Annotated in this window: 16 protein-coding genes; 2 read left to right on the forward strand and 14 right to left on the reverse strand. The window is 72.6% G+C overall.

What is annotated here, in order from left to right; genetic code table 11:
- Window positions 1-11: 11 nt before the first annotated feature.
- The 9 genes from ACZ44S_RS08470 to ACZ44S_RS08510 all read right to left on the reverse strand — a co-directional run bounded on the left by ACZ44S_RS08470 (window position 12) and on the right by ACZ44S_RS08510 (window position 11379).
- The gene (locus tag ACZ44S_RS08470) at window positions 12-1052 is read right to left on the reverse strand and encodes a pseudouridine synthase (RefSeq protein WP_466925910.1); all 1041 of its coding nucleotides are present in this window, start codon (window positions 1050-1052) and stop codon (window positions 12-14) included.
- Window positions 1052-1717, reverse strand: coding sequence for an SMC-Scp complex subunit ScpB (gene scpB, locus ACZ44S_RS08475; protein ID WP_190167269.1), 666 nt, complete (start codon window positions 1715-1717; stop codon window positions 1052-1054). The genes ACZ44S_RS08470 and scpB overlap by 1 nt, the downstream gene beginning before the upstream one ends.
- Window positions 1714-2754: a segregation and condensation protein A gene (locus ACZ44S_RS08480; RefSeq protein WP_466925913.1), complete on the reverse strand. Its 1041-nt coding sequence runs from the start codon at window positions 2752-2754 to the stop codon at window positions 1714-1716. Before ACZ44S_RS08480 ends, scpB begins: the two co-directional genes overlap by 4 nt.
- Before the next feature lie 603 nt (window positions 2755-3357).
- Complete coding sequence (locus ACZ44S_RS08485; RefSeq protein WP_466925914.1) at window positions 3358-3903, reverse strand: hypothetical protein; 546 nt, start codon at window positions 3901-3903, stop codon at window positions 3358-3360.
- The gene (locus ACZ44S_RS08490; RefSeq protein WP_125507684.1) at window positions 3888-5024 is read right to left on the reverse strand and encodes a ParA family protein; all 1137 of its coding nucleotides are present in this window, start codon (window positions 5022-5024) and stop codon (window positions 3888-3890) included. Before ACZ44S_RS08490 ends, ACZ44S_RS08485 begins: the two co-directional genes overlap by 16 nt.
- Before the next feature lie 412 nt (window positions 5025-5436).
- Window positions 5437-6561, reverse strand: coding sequence for an alanine dehydrogenase (gene ald / locus ACZ44S_RS08495; protein ID WP_466925917.1), 1125 nt, complete (start codon window positions 6559-6561; stop codon window positions 5437-5439).
- Window positions 6562-6697: 136 nt separating this feature from the next.
- Window positions 6698-8755: a tetratricopeptide repeat protein gene (locus ACZ44S_RS08500; protein WP_466925919.1), complete on the reverse strand. Its 2058-nt coding sequence runs from the start codon at window positions 8753-8755 to the stop codon at window positions 6698-6700.
- A gap of 220 nt (window positions 8756-8975) precedes the next feature.
- Entirely contained in the window at window positions 8976-9602 is a 627-nt protein-coding gene (locus ACZ44S_RS08505; protein ID WP_466925922.1) for an NUDIX domain-containing protein, read from the reverse strand.
- Window positions 9603-9711: 109 nt separating this feature from the next.
- Window positions 9712-11379 (reverse strand): CTP synthase, encoded by a 1668-nt coding sequence (locus ACZ44S_RS08510; RefSeq protein ID WP_190167290.1) that lies wholly within the window; start codon window positions 11377-11379, stop codon window positions 9712-9714.
- Between the two features lie 461 nt (window positions 11380-11840).
- On the opposite strand from ACZ44S_RS08510, the gene ACZ44S_RS08515 reads away from it, so the two are divergent.
- Window positions 11841-13643: a glycoside hydrolase family 15 protein gene (locus ACZ44S_RS08515; RefSeq protein WP_466925984.1), complete on the forward strand. Its 1803-nt coding sequence runs from the start codon at window positions 11841-11843 to the stop codon at window positions 13641-13643.
- Window positions 13644-13707: 64 nt separating this feature from the next.
- On the opposite strand, the gene ACZ44S_RS08520 is transcribed toward ACZ44S_RS08515, so the two are convergent.
- The gene (locus ACZ44S_RS08520) at window positions 13708-14664 is read right to left on the reverse strand and encodes an LLM class F420-dependent oxidoreductase (RefSeq protein ID WP_466925924.1); all 957 of its coding nucleotides are present in this window, start codon (window positions 14662-14664) and stop codon (window positions 13708-13710) included.
- 83 nt (window positions 14665-14747) lie between these two features.
- On the opposite strand from ACZ44S_RS08520, the gene ACZ44S_RS08525 reads away from it, so the two are divergent.
- Window positions 14748-16382, forward strand: a complete 1635-nt coding sequence (locus tag ACZ44S_RS08525; protein ID WP_466925927.1) for a PucR family transcriptional regulator — start codon at window positions 14748-14750, stop codon at window positions 16380-16382.
- Between the two features lie 15 nt (window positions 16383-16397).
- Here the strand turns inward: ACZ44S_RS08525 and ACZ44S_RS08530 are convergent, their stop codons facing one another.
- From ACZ44S_RS08530 to ACZ44S_RS08545, 4 genes are all read right to left on the reverse strand, one after another.
- Complete coding sequence (locus ACZ44S_RS08530; protein WP_466925929.1) at window positions 16398-17519, reverse strand: glycosyltransferase family 4 protein; 1122 nt, start codon at window positions 17517-17519, stop codon at window positions 16398-16400.
- 382 nt (window positions 17520-17901) lie between these two features.
- Window positions 17902-19620 (reverse strand): DNA repair protein RecN, encoded by a 1719-nt coding sequence (gene recN, locus ACZ44S_RS08535; RefSeq protein WP_466925987.1) that lies wholly within the window; start codon window positions 19618-19620, stop codon window positions 17902-17904.
- A gap of 169 nt (window positions 19621-19789) precedes the next feature.
- Complete coding sequence (locus ACZ44S_RS08540) at window positions 19790-20695, reverse strand: NAD kinase (protein ID WP_190167279.1); 906 nt, start codon at window positions 20693-20695, stop codon at window positions 19790-19792.
- Window positions 20692-21507, reverse strand: coding sequence for a TlyA family RNA methyltransferase (locus tag ACZ44S_RS08545; RefSeq protein WP_466925932.1), 816 nt, complete (start codon window positions 21505-21507; stop codon window positions 20692-20694). Before ACZ44S_RS08545 ends, ACZ44S_RS08540 begins: the two co-directional genes overlap by 4 nt.
- Between the last annotated feature and the right edge of the window lie 6 nt (window positions 21508-21513).

Genomic DNA, 21513 nt, shown 5'->3' on the forward strand with positions numbered 1-21513 from the left:
GCACAAGCCTTTTAGAGGTCGACCTCCTGCATCAGCATCCCGACCTCGGTGTTGGACAGCCGCCGCAGCCAGCCCGACTTCTGGTCGCCCAGCGTGATCGGACCGAAGGCGGTGCGCACCAGCTTGTCGACCGGGAACCCGGCCTCCGCGAGCATGCGGCGCACGATGTGCTTGCGGCCCTCGTGCAGGGTCACCTCGACGAGGTAGTTCTTGCCGGTCTGCTCGACGACCCGGAAGTGGTCCGCGCGCGCGTAGCCGTCCTCCAGCTGGATGCCGTCCTTGAGCCGCTTGCCCAGGTCGCGCGGGATGGGGCCGACGATGTGCGCGAGATAGGTCTTCTTCACGCCGTACCGGGGGTGGGTCAGCCGGTGCGCCAGCTCGCCGTGGTTGGTGAGCAGGATGACACCCTCGGTCTCGGTGTCGAGCCGGCCGACGTGGAAGAGCCGGGTCTCGCGGTTGGTGACGTAGTCACCCAGGCACTGGCGCCCCTCGGGGTCCTCCATGGTGGACACGACACCGGCGGGCTTGTTCAGCGAGAAGAACTGGTACGACTGCGTGGCGACGGTCAGGCCGTCGACCTTGACCTCGTCCTTCTCCGGGTCGACCCGCTTGCCCTGCTCCAGGACGATCTCACCGTTGACCTCCACCCGAGCCTGCTCGATCAGCTCCTCGCAGGCTCGCCGGGAGCCGTAGCCCGCGCGGGCGAGCACCTTCTGCAGCCGCTCGCCCTCCTGCTCGGCGCCGGGGAAGGTCTTCGGGAGCTTCACGTCCTTCTTGCCCGCGTACCGGTCGCGGTTGCGCTCCTCCATCCGCGTCTCGTACTCACGCGAACGCCCGGGAGCGGTACGGCCGCCGCCCTTCCGGGGCGACGGCTTGGCACCGCCGCGCCCCGACTTCGGGCCGTCCTTGGTGCCCCCGGGACCCACGTCGTAGCGGCGCTCCTCGGGGCGGGGCTTGCGGGGGCGGCCCTGCCCCTGCTTCTGGTCCCTGTTGTTGCCGGCGCCACGGTGGTTACCGCGCCCGCCGCTCTTTCCGCTGCCGCTGCTTCGCATCAAAATTCCGTCGTCGTCGTGTTCGTCGGGGGACCGTCGTCCGGGTCCGGGGCGTCCGGATCGAACGACGGCACGCCTTCCTGTGTCTCGGCCTCGATCGCCTCCGCCTCCGGGAGGAAGGGCGCGAGTTCCGGGAGCTCGTCCAGACCGCGCAGGCCCATCCGCTCCAGGAAGTAGTTCGTCGTCGTGTACAGGATCGCACCTGTTTCGGGTTCCGTGCCCGCCTCCTCGATCAGACCGCGCTGCAGGAGGGTGCGCATCACACCGTCGCAGTTGACTCCGCGGACGGCGGACACACGGCTGCGGCTGACCGGCTGCCGGTAGGCGACGACCGCGAGGGTCTCCAGGGCGGCCTGGGTGAGCCGGGCCTGCTGGCCGTCGAGGACGAAGCGCTCGACGGCCGCGGCGTACTCGGGGCGGGTGTAGAAGCGCCAGCCGCCCGCGACGAGCCGCAGCTCGAAGCCGCGGCCCTGGACGGTGTACTCGTCGGCGAGCGCGCGCAGCGCGTCGGCGACCTGGCGCTTGGGGCGCTCCAGGATCTTCGCCAGGTGCTCCTCGGTCGCGGGCTCGTCCACGACCATGAGGACCGCCTCCAGGGCGGGCCTGAGCTCGAGGTCCGCGACGGTGCGCAGCCCGGCGGGGGTCTCGGTGGTCTCCTCGCTCACGGCCTTCTCTCCTCCTGGGGCTGCTCGGGGGGCCGGTCGAACTCGTCGGTCACCGTCGGCGCGGTGTCCCCGTCCCCGCCGGTCCAGCGCACGGTCAGCTCGCCGAGCGCGGTCTCCTGGTCGAGGGCGACGGCCTTCTCGCGGTACAGCTCCAGGAGGGCGAGGAACCGTGCCACGACGGTGAGCGTGTCGTCCGTGTCGGCGATCAGCTCGCGGAAACCGGCCTCACCGAGCTCCTTGAGCCGCGCGATGACGATCCCGGCCTGTTCCTGCACGCTGACCAGCGGTGCGTGGATGTGGTCGACGTACACCTGCGGCTTGGGCTTCGGCTGCATCGCCTTGACGGCGAGCCGCGCGAAGCCCTCGGCGCCGATGCTGATGACGACCTCGGGCAACAGCTCGGCGTGGTGCGGTTCGAGTCCGACGGTACGGGGGTGGCGCCGGGCCTCGTCGTCGAGCCGCCGGCTGAAGATGTCGGCGATCTGCTTGTAGGCGCGGTACTGCAGCAGCCGTGCGAACAGCAGGTCGCGGGCCTCCAGCAGGGCGAGGTCGGCTTCGTCCTCGACCTCGGCGGCGGGCAGCAGCCGTGCTGCCTTGAGGTCGAGCAGCGTGGCGGCGACGACGAGGAACTCGGTCGTCTCGTCCAGGTCCCAGTCCGGCCCCATGGCCCGGATGTACGCCATGAACTCGTCGGTCACCTTGGACAGGGCGACCTCGGTGACATCCAGCTTGTGCTTCGCGATCAGCTGCAGCAGCAGATCGAACGGCCCCTCGAAGTTCGCCAGCCGAACCGTGAACCGCCCGTCGTCGCCATCGCCGCCACCCGCTCCCGCGGCCTCGGGGCCCGCCGCGGACGCGTCGGTCACCACGGGGTGCGCGGCCCCGGTTCCCTCCGCCGGTGCCGCGCCCGGCGAGCCGGATCGCCCGGCCCTGTCGGCACCACTGTCCGGGGCGATCCCCGCCGCGACCGGAGAGGCAGCCTCCGCGGGACCACCGGCACCCTGTCCGTCCACGGATGCGGCAGGCCACGCGCCCACCGTCGCACCGTGCTCCCCGGTCCTCGCGTCGCGGTCCCCCGCCGCCCCCGGCCCAGCCGGGAAGTCCTCGCTCGCCGCCTCGTTCTCCGGATCGGCGGCAGGCCCCGCGCCCGCGCTAGCCTCAACCGCCCCCCACGACGAGCCGACGTCCGAGCCCGGCTCCTCGAACCCAGCCGTCCCGGCGCTCGACGGCGCGTTCGCAGACTCCGCCGGGGCATCACCCCACACCGAGAGACCCGCGCCCGCGCTCTCCTCAACCGCCCCCCACGACGAGCCCACGTCCGAGCCCGGCGCCTCGGGCCCAGCGGCCCCGGTCTCCGTGACCGGTTCGGGTGTTCCGTTCGGGAGCTCACCCTGCGGGCCCCGCGCCCCGGGCCCGGTGCCTCCCGTCGGGTGCGGCCGCCCGGTTTCGGGGGTTGTGGCCTCCGACGGGGGCGCCGTGGGTGAGGGGTCCGCGACCGTGCCCGTGTCAGTGGTGCCGTGCCCGGCGGCGGCGTCCGGCGCCCCGCCCGGGCCCCGGCCCAGGGTGCGGCGCCGGGGCGGCCGGTCGCCGGGGGCTGGGGCGGGTGCGTCGTTCGAGGTCATGGCCTCCGCAGGCTACCGCTACCGTCCGCGGAGGCGTCGTACGAGGATGCTGGCGTCCCCCCGGCTCTCCAGGTCGGCGAGGACCACGGCGACCGCCTCACGGACGATCCGGCCGCGGTCGACGGCGAGACCGTGCTCGCCGCGCAGGACCAGACGCGCGTGCTCGAGGTCCATCAGCTCCTCGGCGGAGACGTACACGGTGATCTTCTCGTCGTGCCGCTCCCGGCCGCTGGGCCGCCGTGCCGCCGCTCGTCCCCGCTTGCGTGGTGCCGCGCTTTCCTGGGCCGCCTGACGCCGCGCGGAGCCCGAGGCGCCCCGGCTGCGGGACTCACCGGCGTCGGCCGGCTCCGCGTCCGCCGCGACATGCTCCGCGCCCTCGCCGTCGCCGCCCTGTGCGGGCACCGACTGCGGCGCGTCCTCCTGGGCGGCCGCGTCGCCCTCCCCCGCCGGAGCGGGAACCCGGGCGTCGCCGTTGGCGCGCCGGGGAGTGGACGCCTGGAGCGCCATCCCCCCTGTCGTACGGAAGAGTTCGTCGGCCCCCGGCAGACTCACTCGGCGTGACACCGGGCGAGCACCTCCCTGGCGAGCTGGCGGTAGGCGGCGGCGCCGACGGAGTTGGACGCGTACGTGGTGATCGGCTCACCGGCGACCGTGGTCTCCGGGAAGCGGACCGTGCGCCCGATGACCGTGTGGTAGACGTGGTCGTCGAACGCCTCGACCACCCGTGCGAGCACCTCACGGCTGTGCACCGTACGCGAGTCGTACATGGTGGCGAGGATGCCGTCGAGCTCCAGGTCGGGGTTGAGACGCTCCTGGACCTTCTCGATGGTCTCGGTCAGCAGCGCCACCCCGCGCAGCGCGAAGAACTCGCACTCCAGCGGCACGATCACCTTGTGCGCCGCGGTCAGCGCGTTGACCGTGAGCAGGCCGAGCGAGGGCTGGCAGTCGATCACGATGTAGTCGTAGTCGTCCATCAGCGGCTTCAGCGCCCGCTGCAGCGTGGACTCGCGCGCGACCTCGCTCACCAGCTGCACCTCGGCCGCCGACAGGTCGATGTTGCTGGGCAGCAGGTCCATGTTGGGGACCGCGGTCTTCAGCAGCACCTCGTCGGCCGCCATGCCCCGCTCCATGAGCAGGTTGTAGACGGTGAGGTCGAGTTCCATCGGGTTGACGCCGAGGCCGACCGACAGCGCGCCCTGCGGGTCGAAGTCGACGAGCAGCACCCGGCGTCCGTACTCCGCGAGCGCGGCACCCAGGTTGATGGTCGACGTGGTCTTGCCGACGCCGCCCTTCTGGTTGCACATCGCGATGATCTTCGCGGGGCCGTGGTCGGTCAGCGGGCCCGGGATCGGGAAGTACGGCAGCGGGCGTCCGGTCGGACCGATGCGCTCACGGCGCTGGCGCGCCGCGTCGGGCGCGAGCGTGGCCGCGTACTCGGGATCCGGCTCGTACTCGGCGTCGGGATCGTAGAAGTGCCCCTCGGGCAGTTCGTCGTAGTCGGCGAAATGGTTGTGGGGCGCGCCACTTCCGTCGCCGGCCATGGCGTTCACGTGATGGCCATCCATGCTCTGGTGTGCTGGGTGAGTCACCCCAGGAGTCCGGTGACTCTGGTGGGCTGCGAAGGTGCGCACAGCGACGGAGCCGACAGCAGCGAATCCCGCGGACCCCTGGCCCGGCGCAGGCATTCCTGGTTGACCACCCCCGGGAGTAAATGTCGACTCATTCACAAGTCGTCTTACCTCCTTGGTGACCAGGAAACTTCTAGACAGGTCAGCGTGGCACCATGCCGACGATTGGCGACTCTATGGCGTGTCGGCCGTCCGCAGCAACACAATCCGCCGGACCCGGCCCGATGTGTCGGCAATGAAACATCCCTCTGTCAAGGGCGTATGGCCGTCGCACGGCAGGTTTCACGGGTGTGCGAATCGGTAGAAGGGTTACGTTCGAGGCGAGTTGTCCAGTAATCAAGAAGTGACCATACACACATCCGGCCGGACCTTGTCGGGCAAGGTCCGGCCGGGTACGCGCCGTTGACGACTTGAGTTGACGTGTCGCCTTTACTGGTCGGTGACTTGGTCGACTTACCGCCCGGGCGGGTCAGCCGAGCAGCGAGGCGAGCTCGACGTGCTCCATGCCGTGCGCCTCGGCGACCTCCCGGTAAACGACCTTGCCGTCATGCGTGTTGAGGCCCTTGGCGAGCGCCGGGTCGCGGCGCAGCGCGTCCGCCCAGCCCCGGTTGGCGAGTTCCACGATGTACGGCAGCGTCGCGTTGGTGAGCGCGTAGGTGGAGGTGTTGGGCACCGCGCCGGGCATGTTGGCGACGCAGTAGAACACCGACTCGTGAACCTTGAAGGTCGGTTCGGCGTGCGTGGTCGGGTGGGAGTCCTCGAAGCAGCCGCCCTGGTCGATCGCGATGTCGACAAGGACACTTCCGGCCTTCATCCGCGAGACCAGCTCGTTGGTGACGAGCTTCGGGGCCTTGGCTCCGGGGACGAGCACCGCGCCGATCACGAGGTCGGCCTCCAGGCAGGCCTTCTCCAGCTCGAAGGCGTTGGAGACGACGGTCTGGATCTTCGTGCCGAAGACCTTATCGGCCTCCTTGAGCTTGTTGATGTCCTTGTCGAGCAGGGTGACGTGGAAGCCCATGCCGATGGCGATCTGCGCGGCGTTCCAGCCGGAGACGCCGCCGCCGATGACGACGGCCTTGCCGGCCAGCACGCCGGGGACACCGCCGGGGAGCACACCGCGGCCGCCGTGGGCGCGCATCAGGTGGTAGGCGCCGACCTGGGTGGAGAGCCGACCCGCGACCTCGGACATCGGGGCGAGTAGCGGCAGCGCGCGGCTGGGCAGCTCGACGGTCTCGTAGGCGATCGCGGTGGTGCCGGACTCCAGGAGGGCGTCCGTGCACTCCTTGGACGCCGCCAGGTGCAGGTAGGTGAAGAGCGTCTGGTCCTTACGCAGGCGGTGGTACTCCTCCGCGATGGGCTCCTTGACCTTCAGCAGCAGGTCGGCGGCGGCCCAGACCTCGTCGGCGGTGTCCAGGATCTGCCCGCCCGCGGCGATGTACTCACCGTCCGGGATCGAGGAGCCGACGCCGGCGCCGCGCTCGATGACGACCTGGTGGCCGTGGCGCACGAGCTCGTGCACGCCGGCGGGGGTGATGGCCACCCGGAACTCGTTGTTCTTGACCTCGCGGGGGATGCCGACCTTCACGTCGATCACGGTCCTTGGCTCAGGGGGTATGGGGATATCACTACACATACCCGGGCACACACGGGCACACCGGGGGAGACCGCAGAAGATGGTGCGGCAGAGCCAGTCTAATGAAGGCGTTCCCGCTGTCTAGCCTTCCATTGCATCAATCTTCAGCGGATGCGCTACGGATTTCGCAGGCGTTATCGTCATGTTCCGCTTCGGAGTCGTCGTCCGGGGCCTCCTCGGCGAGCATCCGCTCGGCCGCTCCCCGGTGCAGCGCGGCCGACGCGGGGTCGCCGAGGTGCTCGAAGGAGTCGGCGAGCCGCAGGTGCAGCGCGGCCTGCAGACGGGTGTCCTCGGCCCGCCGCGCCCACTCCACGGCCTCCCTGCAGGTGCGCAGCGACTCGTCGAGCCGGCCCGCGTACTCCTGCACCCGGGCCAGTTCGCTCAGGGCCCGCGCCTGTGCGGCGACGTCCCCGTTCCTGCGGTGCCCGGCGACCGCCGCGCGCCAGTTGCGCAGCGCCTCGCCGTAGCGGCCGGCGTAGGTGTGGGCGGCGCCGATCCGCCCGTAGAGCCGGGCGGCCTCCGGGCGCTCGCCCCGGGCGAGCCGCTCGGTCAGGGCCCGGCCGAACCAGTCCGCGGCCCGGTCGTAGTCCCCGAGCTCGAGATGCGCGCCGCCTACGGATTCCATCGCGCGGCCGGTCGCGTACGGGTCGTTCGCCTCGCGTCCCGCGTCCAGCGCGGCCCGGTAGCGCGCCAGGGCGTCCGCCGTACGGCCGGTGTGGGCGTCGAGGTCGCCGAGGTTCAGCAGGGCGGCGGCCCGCTCCCGGGGCAGTCCCCGGCGCTCGGCGACGTCGAGGACCAGTCCGTGGATGTCGTACAGGTCGCTCGCGGCGGCCTGGGTACCGAAGTGGGCGACCAGGGCGCGCACCAGCTGGGACATCAGCCGCCGGGCCAGGGTGTCCAACTCCCCGTCGGCGACCGCGAGCCGGGCGGCGGCCAGGAGGGCGGGCCGGCGCAGGCGCAGCCAGTCCGCGGCGGCCCGGGGGCTGGGAAAGCGCAGGGCGCGCGGCATGCCGAGGAGCTTCTCGTGGGCCTGGGGGCTGTCGGTCTCGGTGATCGCCCTGCACGACTGGAGCAGCCGTACGGTCCGCTCCAGCATGCGGGCGCGGGCCAGCTGGAGCTCGCCGGGCCGCTCGTGGGCCTGGGCGAGGTCGTGCAGCACGGGGTGCAGACAGCAGGGCACGCGGTACTGCGGCAGGGCGGTGCCCACCGAGTGCAGCAGCCCGTGGGCCGCGAAGCCGTCGAGGGTGGTGCCGGCGGCCTCCACGGAGCAGCCGGCCAGCGCGGCGGCGGTGTGCGGGTCGGTCAGGCCCCCCGGGGCGAGGGCGAGCAGGCGCAGCATCCGGGCGGCGGCCGCGGGCAGGGAGTCGTGCACCAGCCGGGCGACACGGCCGACGACGGTGCCCCGGCCGGTGTTCGTGTGCAGCTGCTTGGCGAGGTCGGCGACGGCGGCCTGGGGGCGGGCGGCGAGCCAGCCCCCGGCGAGCACCAGGGCGGCCGGCTGGCCCTGGCACTGCTCGGTGAGCCGTTCGGCGGCCCGGGGGTCGACGGTGATGCGCACCGATCCGGTGAACCGGGACAGCAGCTCCACCCCGGACTTGGTGTCGAGGCCGCCGAGGGTGCAGGGGCGGACGTCGGCGATGCCGGTGAGGGGCCCCGGGGAGACGGTGACGGCCAGGCAGTCCGGGTTGTCCGGAAGCAGTGCGTCGACCTGCTCGGCGTCGGCCGCGTCGTCCAGCAGGAGCAGCGCCCGGCGGCCGGCCAGGGCGGTGCGCAGCGCCTCGGTGAGATCGTCCTCGGGGGCTCCGGCGGGGGCGGGCTCCTCCAGTGCGCCGAGCAGCTCGCGCGCGGCGCGCCCGACGGGCACGCGCGTGCCGTCGGGTTCGCTCAGGCGCGTGCGCAGTACCCCGCCGGGGTAGCGGTCGGCGACCTGGCGGACGAGCTCCTCGGCGAGGGCCGTCCGGCCGGAGCCGGGCCGGCCCGCGACGAGCAGCACGCGCGCGCGGGGTGCCTTGCGGCCGGAGAGGGTGTCCAGCCCCGCGCGCTCGATGTCGGCGCGCAGCTCCTTCAACTCCCTGGTACGGCCCAGGAATCGGCCTTCCGGGGCAGCGTCCCGAGGGGGCCGCACACCGTCCGGGTCCACCGCCTGATCCGTCACGGGCCACACTCCCGTCCCACCGCACGCGCCGGCCCGCCGGGTCTTCCGGATCGGGCGTTTTTCGAAGCCTAGTTCACGCTCTGCGACGTTCCGTGAGGAGCGCGGCGCCGGGGGCGAGACTCCCTCGATCGGATCAACAGATCGTCAGACCAATGGCTCAGCGGTGCCGGTCAACGGGGTGCGGGAGGGTGGACGGCGCGACGCGACGCCGCCGTCGGCGTCACACCTCGAACGGCCGCGCCGGCCACGGTGCCTGCGCCGGGCGCAGCGCGTCCAGGCCGTCACCGGTCCGCGCGGCGACGAGTGAAAGGACGCCCACCACCAGACAGTTGTTGTGCAGCTCGCCGGCCAGCACCCCGCGCACCAGCTCCGCGACGGGGACCCGGGCCAGCTCCATGTCCGCTTCCTCGTCCTCGACCTCGAACCGGTCGCCCTCGGCCTCCGACAGCCCCCGCGCGAGAAAGATCCGTACGGCCTCGTCGCAGCCGCCGGGCGTGGTGTAGACGTCGGTCAGCACCCGCCAGTCCTCCGCCTTGACGTGCGCCTCCTCGTACAGCTCCCGCTGCGCGGCGTGCAGCGGGTTCTCACCGACGACGTCGAGCAGGCCGGCCGGGATCTCCCACAGCTTCTGGCGCACCGGGTGCCGGTACTGGCGCAGCACCACGACCCGGTCGGCGTCGTCGAGGGCGAGGACGGCCACGGACCCGGGGTGTACCTGGTAGTCGCGGTGGACCACGGTGCCGCCGGGCATCACGACGTCGTCCGTGCGGACGGAGGTCTTGTTGCCCACGAACGGGGTCGCGGTCCGGCGGATCTCCCACTCTTCCGGGGTGTCCTTGATCGTCATGCCTGTCCTTCCCGACGTCCGGCGGTCGTGCGCGTGCCCTGCGTGAAAAAGCAGCCGGGGTGCGCCACCTTTGAAGGTTCGCACCCCGGCAACCGTACAACTGGGTGTGTTACTTCGAGATCTTCCGTTCGACCGAGGCCTTCACCAGGCCCGCGAAGAGCGGGTGCGGACGGGTCGGACGCGAGCGCAGCTCCGGGTGCGCCTGGGTCGCGACCAGGTACGGGTGGACCTCGCGCGGGTACTCGACGTACTCCACGAGCTTGCCGTCCGGGGAGGTGCCGGAGAAGACGATGCCCGCCTTCTTCTCGAGCTCCGCGCGGTAGGCGTTGTTCACCTCGTAGCGGTGCCGGTGCCGCTCCTCGACGTACTCCTTGCCGTCGTACACCTCGCGCACGATCGATCCCTCGGCCAGCTTGGCCGGGTACATGCCGAGCCGCATGGTGCCACCCATGTCGCCCTCACCGGCGACGATGTCCAGCTGCTCGGCCATGGTGGAGATGACCGGGTGGGAGGTGGCCGGGTCGAACTCGGTGGAGTTGGCGTCGGAGATGTCCGCCAGGCTGCGCGCGGCCTCGATCACGATGCACTGCAGCCCGAGGCAGAGGCCGAGCAGCGGGATCCGGTTCTCGCGGGCGTACTTGATCGCGCCGACCTTGCCGAGCACCCCGCGGTCGCCGAAGCCGCCCGGGATGCAGATGCCGTCGACGTCACCGAGCTGCGCCTGGGCGCCGGCCGGGGTCTTGCAGTCGTCCGACGTGACCCACTTGATCTTCACGCGGGCCTTGTTGGCGAAACCGCCCGCGCGCAGCGCCTCGGTGACCGAGAGATAGGCGTCGGGCAGGTCGATGTACTTGCCGACCAGGGCCAGGGTGATCTCGTGGTCCGGGTTGTGGACCCGGTCGAGCAGGTCGTCCCAGGTCGTCCAGTCCACGTCGCGGAAGGGCAGGTCCAGCTTGCGGACCACGTAGGCGTCCAGGCCTTCGCCGTGCACGGTCTTGGGGATGTCGTAGATCGAGCGGGCGTCGGGGCAGGCGACCACGGCGGCCTCGTCGACGTCGCACATCAGCGAGATCTTCCGCTTGATGGCGGTGGGCACCTCGCGGTCGCAGCGCAGCACGATCGCGTCCGGCTGGATACCGATGTTGCGCAGTGCCGCAACCGAGTGCTGGGTCGGCTTCGTCTTCAGCTCACCCGAGGGGCCGATGTAGGGCAGGAGAGAGATATGGACCACGAAGACGTTGTCGCGGCCGACCTCGTGCCGCACCTGCCGTACGGTCTCCAGGAACGGCAGCGACTCGATGTCGCCGACCGTGCCGCCGACCTCGGTGATCACCACGTCGACCTCGTCGGTCGCCATCCGGCGGATCCGGTGCTTGATCTCGTTGGTGATGTGCGGAATGACCTGCACGGTGTCGCCCAGGTACTCGCCGCGCCGCTCCTTGGCGATCACGGTCGAGTAGACCTGGCCCGTAGTGACATTGGCGGAGCCGTCCAGGTCACGGTCGAGGAAGCGCTCGTAGTGTCCGATGTCCAGGTCGGTCTCTGCGCCGTCGTTGGTGACGAACACCTCACCGTGCTGGAAGGGGTTCATCGTGCCCGGGTCGACGTTGAGATACGGGTCCAGCTTCTGCATCACGACGCGCAGACCGCGGGCCTTGAGCAGCATGCCGAGGCTGGAGGCCGTCAGACCCTTACCGAGAGAGGAGGCGACACCCCCGGTGACGAAGATGTGCTTGGTCGTCGAAGCTGTGCTGTTCCGAAAAGCAGCGGGCGGCATGGCCAAAGGGGGGCTCCCGTGGTCGCGGTCTGTGGGTGCGGTTCCGGGGTTTCTCGCCCACCGGTCCACGGGCTACCAGCGTATCAGCGCCGCGCGGCGATGGCTCACGGCCACGCTCCGCGCACGCGTGGGCACAGGATATGCACCGCACACCGGACCCTCACCCCTTGCTCACTCGTTCGGCGGACCCGCGTTGCCCCGAGCGGCACACAGATCATCTACGTGCGTCGTATCCTGCTCGGACACTCGCTGCCGAGCCCGGCCGGCCGAACGGCACCACCCCCGCCCGTAAGTCCCGGAACAACGTGAGCTCGTCAGTTCGTTGAGCAACAATTGGCGCTTTGCATTCACGGCTGAGCGACTGCTTTGCTTCACAGCTCAACGACGCATTGCAAGAACCCTTGACCGCACCAGCGACAACCCCCTTGAGGGGTGACGTGGCCGTTCGACTGGAGATGCACGTGGCCGGGCGCATCGAAGACTACGCACTCATCGGAGACATGCAGACCGCCGCGCTGGTCTGCCGGGACGGCACGGTGGACTGGCTCTGCCTGCCCCGCTTCGACTCGCACGCCATCTTCGCCGGCCTGCTGGGCACCGAGGAACACGGCTTCTGGCGGCTGGGCCCCGCGCACGCCGCCGACGCCGAACCGCCCGCCGCGACCCGGCGCGGCTACCGCGGCGACTCACTGATCCTGGAGTCGGAGTGGGACACCCCGCGCGGCACGGTCCGGGTGACGGATTTCATGCCCCCGCGCGACGGAGCCCCGCAGCTGATCCGCATCGTGGAGGGCGTCTCGGGCCGCGTGCCCATGCGCTCGACGCTCCGGATGCGGTTCTCCTACGGCAGGATCGTCCCGTGGGTGCACCGGCACGAGGGGCGCACCGTCGCCGTCGCCGGCCCGGACTCCGTGTGGTTCGACACCTCCGCGCAGACCTACGGCGAGGCGCTGACCACGTACTCGGACTTCACCGTCGCGCCGGGTGAGCGCATCGCGTTCACCATCTCCTGGGAGCCGTCGCACAAGCAGCCCCCCGGGCTGCCGGAGCCGGAGCAGTCGCTGGAGGCGACGGAGGACTTCTGGCGGGAGTGGGTCGAGCACTGTACGTACCACGGCCCCTACCGCGAGGCCGTGATCCGCTCCCTGATCACGCTGAAGGCCCTCACCTACGCGCCGACCGGCGGCATCGTCGCCGCGCCCACCACCTCCCTGCCGGAGGACATCGGCGGCGTCCGCAACTGGGACTACCGCTACACCTGGCTGCGGGACGCGGCGATCACCCTGTCCTCGCTGCTGCGCACCGGCTACCGCGAGGAGGCCCGCGCCTGGCGCGAGTGGCTGCTCCGCGCGGTGGCGGGCGACCCGGAGAACCTGCAGATCATGTACGGCATCGCCGGTGAACGCGAGCTCGGCGAGGCGGAGCTGGACTGGCTGCCCGGCTATGAGGGCTCCGCCCCGGTCCGGGTGGGCAACGGCGCCGCGCACCAGCTCCAGCTCGATGTGTACGGCGAGGTCACCGAGGCCCTGCACCTCGCCCACATGACGGGCCTGGCCCGCAACGACTACGCCTCGCTGCTCCAGCTGAAGCTGATCCGGTACCTGGAGAAGCACTGGCAGGAGCCGGACGAGGGCATCTGGGAGGTGCGCGGCCCGCGCCGCCACTTCGTGCACTCCAAGGTGATGGCATGGGTCGCCGTCGACCGCACCATCAAGCTGATCGAGTCCGGCGACGCCGACGGTCCGCTGGACGAGTGGAAGCAGTTGCGCGACGACATCCACCGGGACGTGTGCGAGAAGGGCTACGACAAGGAACGCAACACTTTCACCCAGTCCTACGGCTCCAAGGAGCTGGACGCCTCCCTGCTGCTGATCCCGCAGATGGGCTTCCTGCCGCCGGACGACAAGCGCGTGATCGGCACCATCGAGGCGATCCAGCGCGAGCTGTCGACCTCCGACGGTTTCATCCTGCGCTACCCGACCGAGGGGCAGCACGAGGGCGTCGACGGCCTGCCGGGCGACGAGGGCGCGTTCCTCGCCTGCTCGTTCTGGATGGCCGACGACCTGGCGATGATCGGCCGGGTGGACGAGGCGAGGAAGCTCTTCGAGAAGCTGCTCGCCCTGCGCAACGACCTCGGTCTCCTCGCGGAGGAGTGGGACCCGCATCTGAAGCGCCAGGTCGGCAACTTCCCCCAGGCCTTCAGCCACGTGCCGCTGATCGACACGGCCCTGCGCCTGACCGCCTCGGGGGCGTACGGAGGCTGAGCCGCGGCTGCCCGGGGTGCGCGGCCCACTCTCCGGGCGGACGACGGCACGGTGATGACAGGGCCTACCGGGTTGCGAGCGCCGTCAGCGTCCGCTCGCCGCCCGGGTCGCCCGCCGTGGCCGGGACCAGCGCGATCTCGTCCAGTCCCGCGGCGGCGTAGTCGTCCATCCGGGCCCGGACGGCGTCGGGGGCGCCGATCAGGCCGACCGTGGCCGCGGCCTCGGCCGGCAGGAGGCGCAGGAGTGCCTCGGCACCGGCGCCGGTACGGGCCAGGTCGACCGCCTCCGCGAAACCGGCCGCGGCGAACATCTCCCGGTAGCCGGGCACGGTGAGGTAGCCGACGAGGCTGCGCAGGACCTGGGTCAGGGAAGCCGGGTCGGGATTCACCGCGGCGGGCACCCAGGCGGCCAGCCTCGGCGGGGTGCGGCCGGCCCGCTCGGCCGCGGCCAGCATCTTCGCGCGCAGCACACGGACCTGCTCCGGGGAGACGACGTCGAGGAGCATCCGGTCGGCGTGCGCGGCGGCCGTGGCGATCGCCCGTTCGCCGAACGCCGCCACCGTGAGCGGACCGCCGGGCGGCCGCTGCCGGCGCCGGAATCCGCTGCCGGGCACGACCGGCTCGCCGGGCTGCCCGTGCAGCAGCACCCGCAGCGCGGCGGCCGTCTCCTCCATCCGGGCCGCGGGGCGGACCCGGGGGCGGTCGTGCACGCCCTCGACGACCCGCTTGCTGGAGGTGCCCAGCGCCACGCCCACCGGACGGCCGGTGACCGCGGCCGTCGAGGCCGCTCCCCGGGCGAGGCTGTACGCGTCCCGCACCGACACGGCCACCGGCCCGGCCGTCAGCGCGACCCTCCCGGTGGCCCGCCCGACGGCGGTGGCCAGCACGAAGGCGTCCCACGTCGGCCCCTCACCGAGCCACACCTCTCCGTACCCCAGCCGGTCGGCGGCCGCCGCGATCCGCAACGGCTCGTCGACGGGGCTGTCGTCCTCACGTGCCGCCGCCACCACACTGATCTTCATGGCGGCGCCCCTACCCGACCGCCACCGCGCCAACCCCCGGGGCGCGGATGTACCGGGGGCATCCGCGCAGGTAGCGTCCGGGTATGGACAGCGGATACGAGACCCGGGGTGCCGGGATCACCGTGCGGCGGGCGCTGGAGCTGCCCGGGCTGCGCAGTGGGCTGCCGGAGGTCGTGGCGTGCGCCGACCGGCTGGGGCGCTCGGTGCGCTGGGTGCACGCGGGCGAGGTGCCGAACATCGCCTCGCTGCTCAAGGGCGGCGAACTGCTGCTGACCACCGGGTACGGTCTCGGCGCCCGCCCCGCCGACCAGCGGGTGTTCGTGCGGGCGCTGGCCGAGCGGGGCATCGCGGCGCTCGTGGTGGAGCTGGGACCGCGTTTCACCCGGCTGCCCGCCGCCCTCGTCGACGCGGCCCGGACGGCGGGCCTGCCGCTGGTCCAGCTGCACCGCGAGGTGCCGTTCGTGACGGTCACCGAGGAGATCCACACCGAGATCGTCAACGGGCACTATGCGCTGCTGCAACGCGCGGAGGAGGTGCACCGCCGCTGCACCGAGGCGCTGCTGGGCGGCGGCGGGGTCCCCCAGGTCCTGGAGATCCTCGCCGGGTTCACCGGCAACCCGGTGTTCCTGGAGACGACCGACGGACAGCTGCTCTACGCGGCCGGGGAGGGCCCCGAGGGCGCGGACCCGCTCCAGGTGTGGGAAGGGCTGCGCGACCGGCACCAGGACGACGACCCCCCGGCCGGTTCGGCGCTGGTGGACGTGCCCGGCGGCGGCCCCGGCAGCGGCGGGGTACGGGCGCGGCTGGTGCTGCTGCCGGTCCGCAGCACGCCGGAGCCGGTGCACCGGATGGCGGCCGAGCGCGCCGCGGGCATCCTCGCGGTGGTGCTGATGCAGGCGCGTCAGGAGGAGGAGCTGGCGGCGCGCGGCGGGGGGGACTTCCTCACCGACCTCGCCGAGGGCCGTGTCAGCGCTCAGGACGCACCCGCGCAGGCGCGTGTACTGGGCTTCAAGCCCGGCGGCGGGCCGCTGCTCCCGGTGGTGATGCGGCTCGGCGACGCGCTGTCCCCGCAGGGGGGCGGCTGGGCGGTGCTGGCCCGTGCGGTGGGCGAGGAACTGGCCTCGCTCGGGGTGCCCGTGCTGCTCGGCGTGCGGCCCGTCGAGGGGCGGGTCGTGCTGCTGCTCGGGCTGCGCGCCGAGGCGGACCGGCCGGCGGTCGCGGACCGGGGGGCGGCCGCGCTGCGGGCCGGGGTGGAGCGCGCGGGGATGGTGCGGCCGGGTGGCGGGCCGCCCGTCGTGGTGGTCGGACCGGCCGGCGGCTGGGCGGCGGCGTCCACGGGGCTGCGGCACGCGGCGGAGACGGCCACCGCGGCGCAGGGACTGCCCGGTCGTCCCTGGTACGACGCCCGCCGGCTGGACATCGACCTGCTGCTGTGGCGGCTGCGCGACCACCCGGACCTGGCGGCGTTCGTGGACCGCGCGATCGGCCCGGTCCTCGACCACGACCGCCGCTCCAGACCGCCGTTGCTGCCCACCCTGGAGACCTATCTGGCGCACGCCGGACGCAAGGCGGAGACGGCCCGCGAACTGCATCTGAACCGGCAGACGCTCTACAACCGGCTCGCGCGCATCGGTGAGTTGCTGGGCACCGACCTCGACGACCCCCAGACCGTCCTGGCGTTGAGCCTCGCCCTGCGGGCACGACGGCACGTGCCCTGACCGCGCGGACCGGGGTCAGACCAACGGCCGGGGCCGCGTCAACTCGTCGTACACACTGAGCACCTGGGCGACCGTCTCGTCCTCGGTCGGCCAGGTGGCCGCCTGCCGCACGCCCCGTTCCCGGAGCAGCTCCCGTCGCCCCGGGTCGTCCAGCAGCCGTACGACGGCGTCGGCGAGCGCCCGGGCGTTGCCGTACGGGACGAGTTCGGCGGCGTCGCCGACGAGTTCGGGGATGCCGCCCACGCGGGTCGCGACGAGCGGCACGCGCGCGTGAAGCGCTTCCTGGGCGAGCGGGGAGCGCGCTTCCCACCGGCTCGGCAGCAGTGCGATGTCGGCGGCGGCGAGCAGATCGGCGGCGTCCTCGCGCCGGCCGACGAGCCGGACGGGCAGCTCCTCGTCCTCGATCCTGCGCCGGAGTTCGTCGCGCAGCGGCCCCTCCCCCGCGAGCACCACCAGCGGAACGGGGTCGAGACGCCGCCACGCGTGGGCGGCGTCCAGCAGGACGTCGTAGCCCCGGTGCCGTTCGAGGGAGCCGACGGCGATGAGCAACGGGCGCCCGATGGCGCCGAGTTCGGCCCTTACCTTGGACCGCAGCCGGTCGGGGTCGTCCGGTTCGGGGGAAGTGCGGGGGCCGGGGAGCGAGACGGCGGCCAGCCGCGCGTCCCGCGCTCCCGTGCGGCGCGCGCGGTCCACGAGGGCGGAGGTCGTGCCGAGCACCACGGTGGCCGCCTTGACGACGCGTCGCTCCAGCACGCGCAGGAAGTGTGCGCGCGGACCGTCGGCGTGCGCCCGGTCGTGCCAGGTGACGATGAGCGGGGTACGCCGTCCGCTGAGGGCGAGCACGGTACGGAACGAGGCGTGCAGCCCGTGCGCGTGCACCAGGTCGGCGCCCGTGCAGGCGGCCCGCAGCGCGGCCACCGAACCCGGGTCGCTGCTGCGCGGCACATGCACGTGCTCGGCGCCGACACCGGTGAAGCCGTAGGCGTGATCCGCCTCTACAGGGGCGCACACCGTGACCCGCACGCCCCGTGCCACGAGCCCCGCGGCCAGCGAGCGCACATGGGCGCCGCTGGCGGCGTTGCCACCGCCCAGCACCTGCACGGTGCGCATCGATGAGTGGCTGCTCACGGGGGTCACGTGGCCGGGCTCCTGGTTCGGGTCGGACGGTCACGAAGAACGTACAGAAGGACCGTGCGGAGGGGTGTACCGCGCGGTTCCCTACGCGTACTGCGTCAAGCATGCCAGGGCGCACACCCGTTCCGGGAACCACCGGAGCAGTATCACCGGTCCACCCATGCCTCCGGATCACCCGGACGAGTGACACAGGCGCCCGTCACCGCGGCCCTCGGGCCCCGTGCGTGTACGCCCGTGTCCCCGGATCGCTCGCCCATGCGCCCCCGCGCCCGTTCCGCCTCGCGGGCCGGGGCAGGGCGCGACTCCGGAGCACGCCACAGCCGGTCGGACGCCGGGGACCCCACCGGCACCGGCACCGAGCGGCGGCATCGGCACGGAGCGGCGCCTACACGTCCGCCCGTGCCGTGGCCAGCAGTTCCTCCGCGTGCGCCCGGGCCGTCTCCGAGTCCTCCTGCCCGGCGAGCATCCGGGACAGCTCCCGGACACGGTCCTCGCCCTCGAGCACCTTCACACCGGACCGGGTGACCGATCCGTCGTTGGTCTTCTCCACCAGCAGCTGCCGGTCGGCGAACGCGGCCACCTGCGGCAGATGCGTGACGACCACGACCTGCGCCGTCTTCGCCAGCCGCGCGAGCCGCCGTCCGATCTCCACCGCCGCCTTGCCGCCCACACCGGCGTCGACCTCGTCGAAGAGGTAGGTGGGCACCGGGTCCGTTCCCGCGAACACGACCTCCACGGCCAGCATCACCCGCGACAGCTCACCGCCGGACGCCCCCTTGGCGATGGGCCGGGGCGGCGCTCCCGGGTGCGGGGCCAGCAGCAGCTCGACCTCGTCCGCGCCCGACGGCCCGTAGGCGACCGTCCGGCCGCCCACCTCGACGCCCTCCGGGTCCTCGGTCTGCCGGATGTCGAACGACACGCGCGCGTGCGGCATCGCGAGCGAGGCCAGCTCCGCGGTCACGGCCGCCGCGAACCGCTCCGCCGCCTCCGTCCGCGCGTCGGTCAGCTCCTGGGCCAGGACGCCCAGTTCGGCGCGGAGCGCGTCACGCTCGGCGGTGAGCTCACCGATCCGCTCGTCGTCGCCGTCCAGTTCGGTCAGCCGCGCGGCGCTGCGCTCGGCCCACGCCAGTACGGCGGAGACGTCCTCGCCGTACTTGCGGACCAGCCCGGTGAGCGCGGCCCGCCGCTCCTCGACCGCTGCCAGCCGCAGCGGATCGGAGTCGAGGTCGTCGGCGTATCCCGCCAGTTCCCCGGCGACGTCCCGCAGCAGGATGCCGATCTCCCCGATCCGGTCGGTCAGGGCGGCCAGCGCGGGATCGTGCGCCCGCACGGCCTCCAGGGCCCGCTGGGCGCCCGCGACGAGCGTCCCGGCGTCCACGCCCTCGGGATCCTCCGGATTCCCGGCCAGCGCGGCGTGCGCGACCGCCGCGGCGGAGGCCAGCGCCTCGGCGTGCCCGAGCCGCTCGGCCTCCTCCGCCAGCTCCACGTCCTCGCCCGCGCGGGGTTCCACTGCGGCGATCTCCTCGAGCCCGAAACGCAGCAGGTCGGCCTCCTGCGCCCGCTCACGCGCGCGCGTGGTGATCTCCTCCAGCTCCGTGGTGACGGCGCGCAGCCGCTTGTACGCCTCGCCGTACTTGCCGAGCGGCACGGCGACCGCGTACCCGGCGTACCGGTCGAGCGCCTGCCGCTGCCGGGACAGTTTCAGCAGCCCCTGCTGGTCCGTCTGCCCGTGCACGGCCACGAGGTCGTCGGCGAGCTCCGCGAGCAGCCCCACCGGCACGCTCCGCCCGCCCAGGTGCGCCCGTGAGCGCCCCTCGGCGGAGACGGTACGGCTGACCAGCAGCGTCCCTTCGTCGAGCTCGGCCCCGGCCTCCTCGGCGCGCACGACCGCCGCGGTGCCCTCGGGCACGGCGATCCGTCCCTCGACGACCGCGTTCCGCGCGCCGATCCGCACCAGGGCCGCATCCGCGCGTCCGCCCAGCAGCAGGCCCAGGCTGGTGACCACCATGGTCTTGCCCGCGCCCGTCTCACCGGTGACGGCGGTGAAGCCGGGCGACAGCTCGACAACAGCGTCGTCGATGACACCGAGCGACCGTATCCGCATCTCCTCCAACACGAACTAGACCTTACGAGGTCGAGGCCCGGGAGTGCGACCGGCCCACGCCTGCCGCCCACGGAGGAGCAGTTCCCCAGGGGCGCGGGGAACTGCGCGAACAACCACATACGGCCCGCACCCGCCGAGACCCGGAACCACCCCATCGAGACCGCGAGGTCTAGTGCGGCGCCCCCCGCCACCCGGACACGGGCAGCGCGAACTTCGCGACCAACCGGTCGGTGAAGGACGCATGGTGCAACCTTGCCAACCGCACCGGCACCGCCCCCCGCCGCACCTCCACCCGCGCGCCCGCCGGCAACTCGACCGTGCGCCGCCCGTCGCACCACAGCACCCCCGGAGGGATGTGCGGCAGCACCTCCACCGCCAGCACCGAGTCCGGCGAGGTCACCAACGGCTTGGCGAACAGCGCGTGCGCACTGATCGGCACCATCAGCAGCGCCTCGACCTCGGGCCACACAACGGGCCCGCCGGCGGAGAAGGCGTACGCGGTGGACCCGGTCGGGGTCGCGCAGACGATCCCGTCGCAGCCGAACCCGGTGACCGGCCGGCCGTCGATCTCCAGCACGACCTCCAGCATCCGCTCGGCGGACACCTTCTGCACGGCCGCCTCGTTCAGCGCCCAGTCCGTGTGCACGATGTCGCCGTTGCGGTGCACCACGACGTCGACGGTCATCCGTTCCTCGACCTCGTACGCCCGGCTCACCACCCGGTCGACAACCTTGTCGAGATCGTCCCGCTCGGCCTCGGCGAGGAAGCCGACCCGCCCGAGGTTGACGCCGAGCATGGGCACCCCGGAGGCACGGGCGAACTCGGCGCCGCGCAGCAGCGTGCCGTCACCGCCCAGCACGATCAGCAGCTCGCAGTCGTCCAGGCACTGCGGCGTGGCCTCCTTGACGGTCTCCACGTCGTCCGGCAGCGGCAGGTCGCGCGCCTCGTCCTCCAGGACCCGCACGCCGAGGCCGCTGCGCAGCAGCCCTCTGACCACGAGCTCGGCGCTGCGGATGGCCGCGGGCCGCCCGGTGTGGGCCAGCAGGAAAACAGTACGAGCTCGGTTCTGTGTCAACGCGGCCCCTCCGCCACAGCACGGTCAACATCGGCCGGGTCCAGTTCCGGAGCCCCGGCCCGCAGCCACAGGAAGTATTCGACGTTCCCCGAGGGCCCGGGCAGCGGACTGGCCGTCACACCCTGCGCCCCGAGCCCCAGCTCCCAGGCCTTCTCGGCCACCCCCCGCACGGCCTCCGCACGCAGTTGCGGGCTGCGGACCACTCCGCCGCTGCCCAGCCGCTCCTTGCCCACCTCGAACTGCGGTTTCACCATCATCACCAGGTCGGCGTCCGGCTTCACGCACCTTTGCAGGGCGGGCAGCACCAGTCCGAGCGGGATGAAGGACAGATCCCCCACGACAAGATCCACAGGCTCCCCATCGATGACCTCGAGCGTCAACTCCCGTACGTTCGTACGGTCCTTGACGGTGACGCGTTCATCGTTGCGCAGACTCCAGGCAAGTTGTCCGTATCCGACGTCCACGGCGACGACGTGCGCGGCCCCGGCCCGCAGCAGCACGTCGGTGAAGCCGCCGGTGGAGGCTCCGGCGTCGAGCGCCCGCCGCCCCTCGACGACCAGTCCGTGCGGTACGAAGGCGTCGAGGGCGCCGGCCAGCTTGTGCCCGCCGCGCGAGACGTAGTCCGGGTCACCGGCGTCCTCGGCGACGACGATCGCGGCGGCCGTCTCCACCTGCGTGGCGGACTTGGTCGCGACCGTCTTGCCGACACTGACCCGGCCGGCGGCGATCAGCTGTCCGGCGTGCTCGCGCGAGCGCGCGAGCTTACGGCGGACCAGCTCCGCGTCGAGACGGCGGCGTGCGACTCCTGCCACGTTCGG

The sequence above is a fragment of the Streptomyces malachitofuscus genome (assembly GCF_055571035.1).

Excerpts from the sequence above, each read along its gene's own strand:
- ACZ44S_RS08505 (WP_466925922.1), bottom strand. The coding sequence starts at position 9,602 with ATGACGATCAAGGACACCCCGGAAGAGTGGGAGATCCGCCGGACCGCG.
- recN (WP_466925987.1), bottom strand. The coding sequence starts at position 19,620 with ATGCGGATACGGTCGCTCGGTGTCATCGACGACGCTGTTGTCGAGCTG.
- ACZ44S_RS08525 (WP_466925927.1), top strand. The coding sequence starts at position 14,748 with ATGGACAGCGGATACGAGACCCGGGGTGCCGGGATCACCGTGCGGCGG.
- ACZ44S_RS08510 (WP_190167290.1), bottom strand. The coding sequence starts at position 11,379 with ATGCCGCCCGCTGCTTTTCGGAACAGCACAGCTTCGACGACCAAGCAC.
- ACZ44S_RS08490 (WP_125507684.1), bottom strand. The coding sequence starts at position 5,024 with ATGCCTGCGCCGGGCCAGGGGTCCGCGGGATTCGCTGCTGTCGGCTCC.
- ACZ44S_RS08470 (WP_466925910.1), bottom strand. The coding sequence starts at position 1,052 with ATGCGAAGCAGCGGCAGCGGAAAGAGCGGCGGGCGCGGTAACCACCGT.
- ACZ44S_RS08520 (WP_466925924.1), bottom strand. The coding sequence starts at position 14,664 with ATGAAGATCAGTGTGGTGGCGGCGGCACGTGAGGACGACAGCCCCGTC.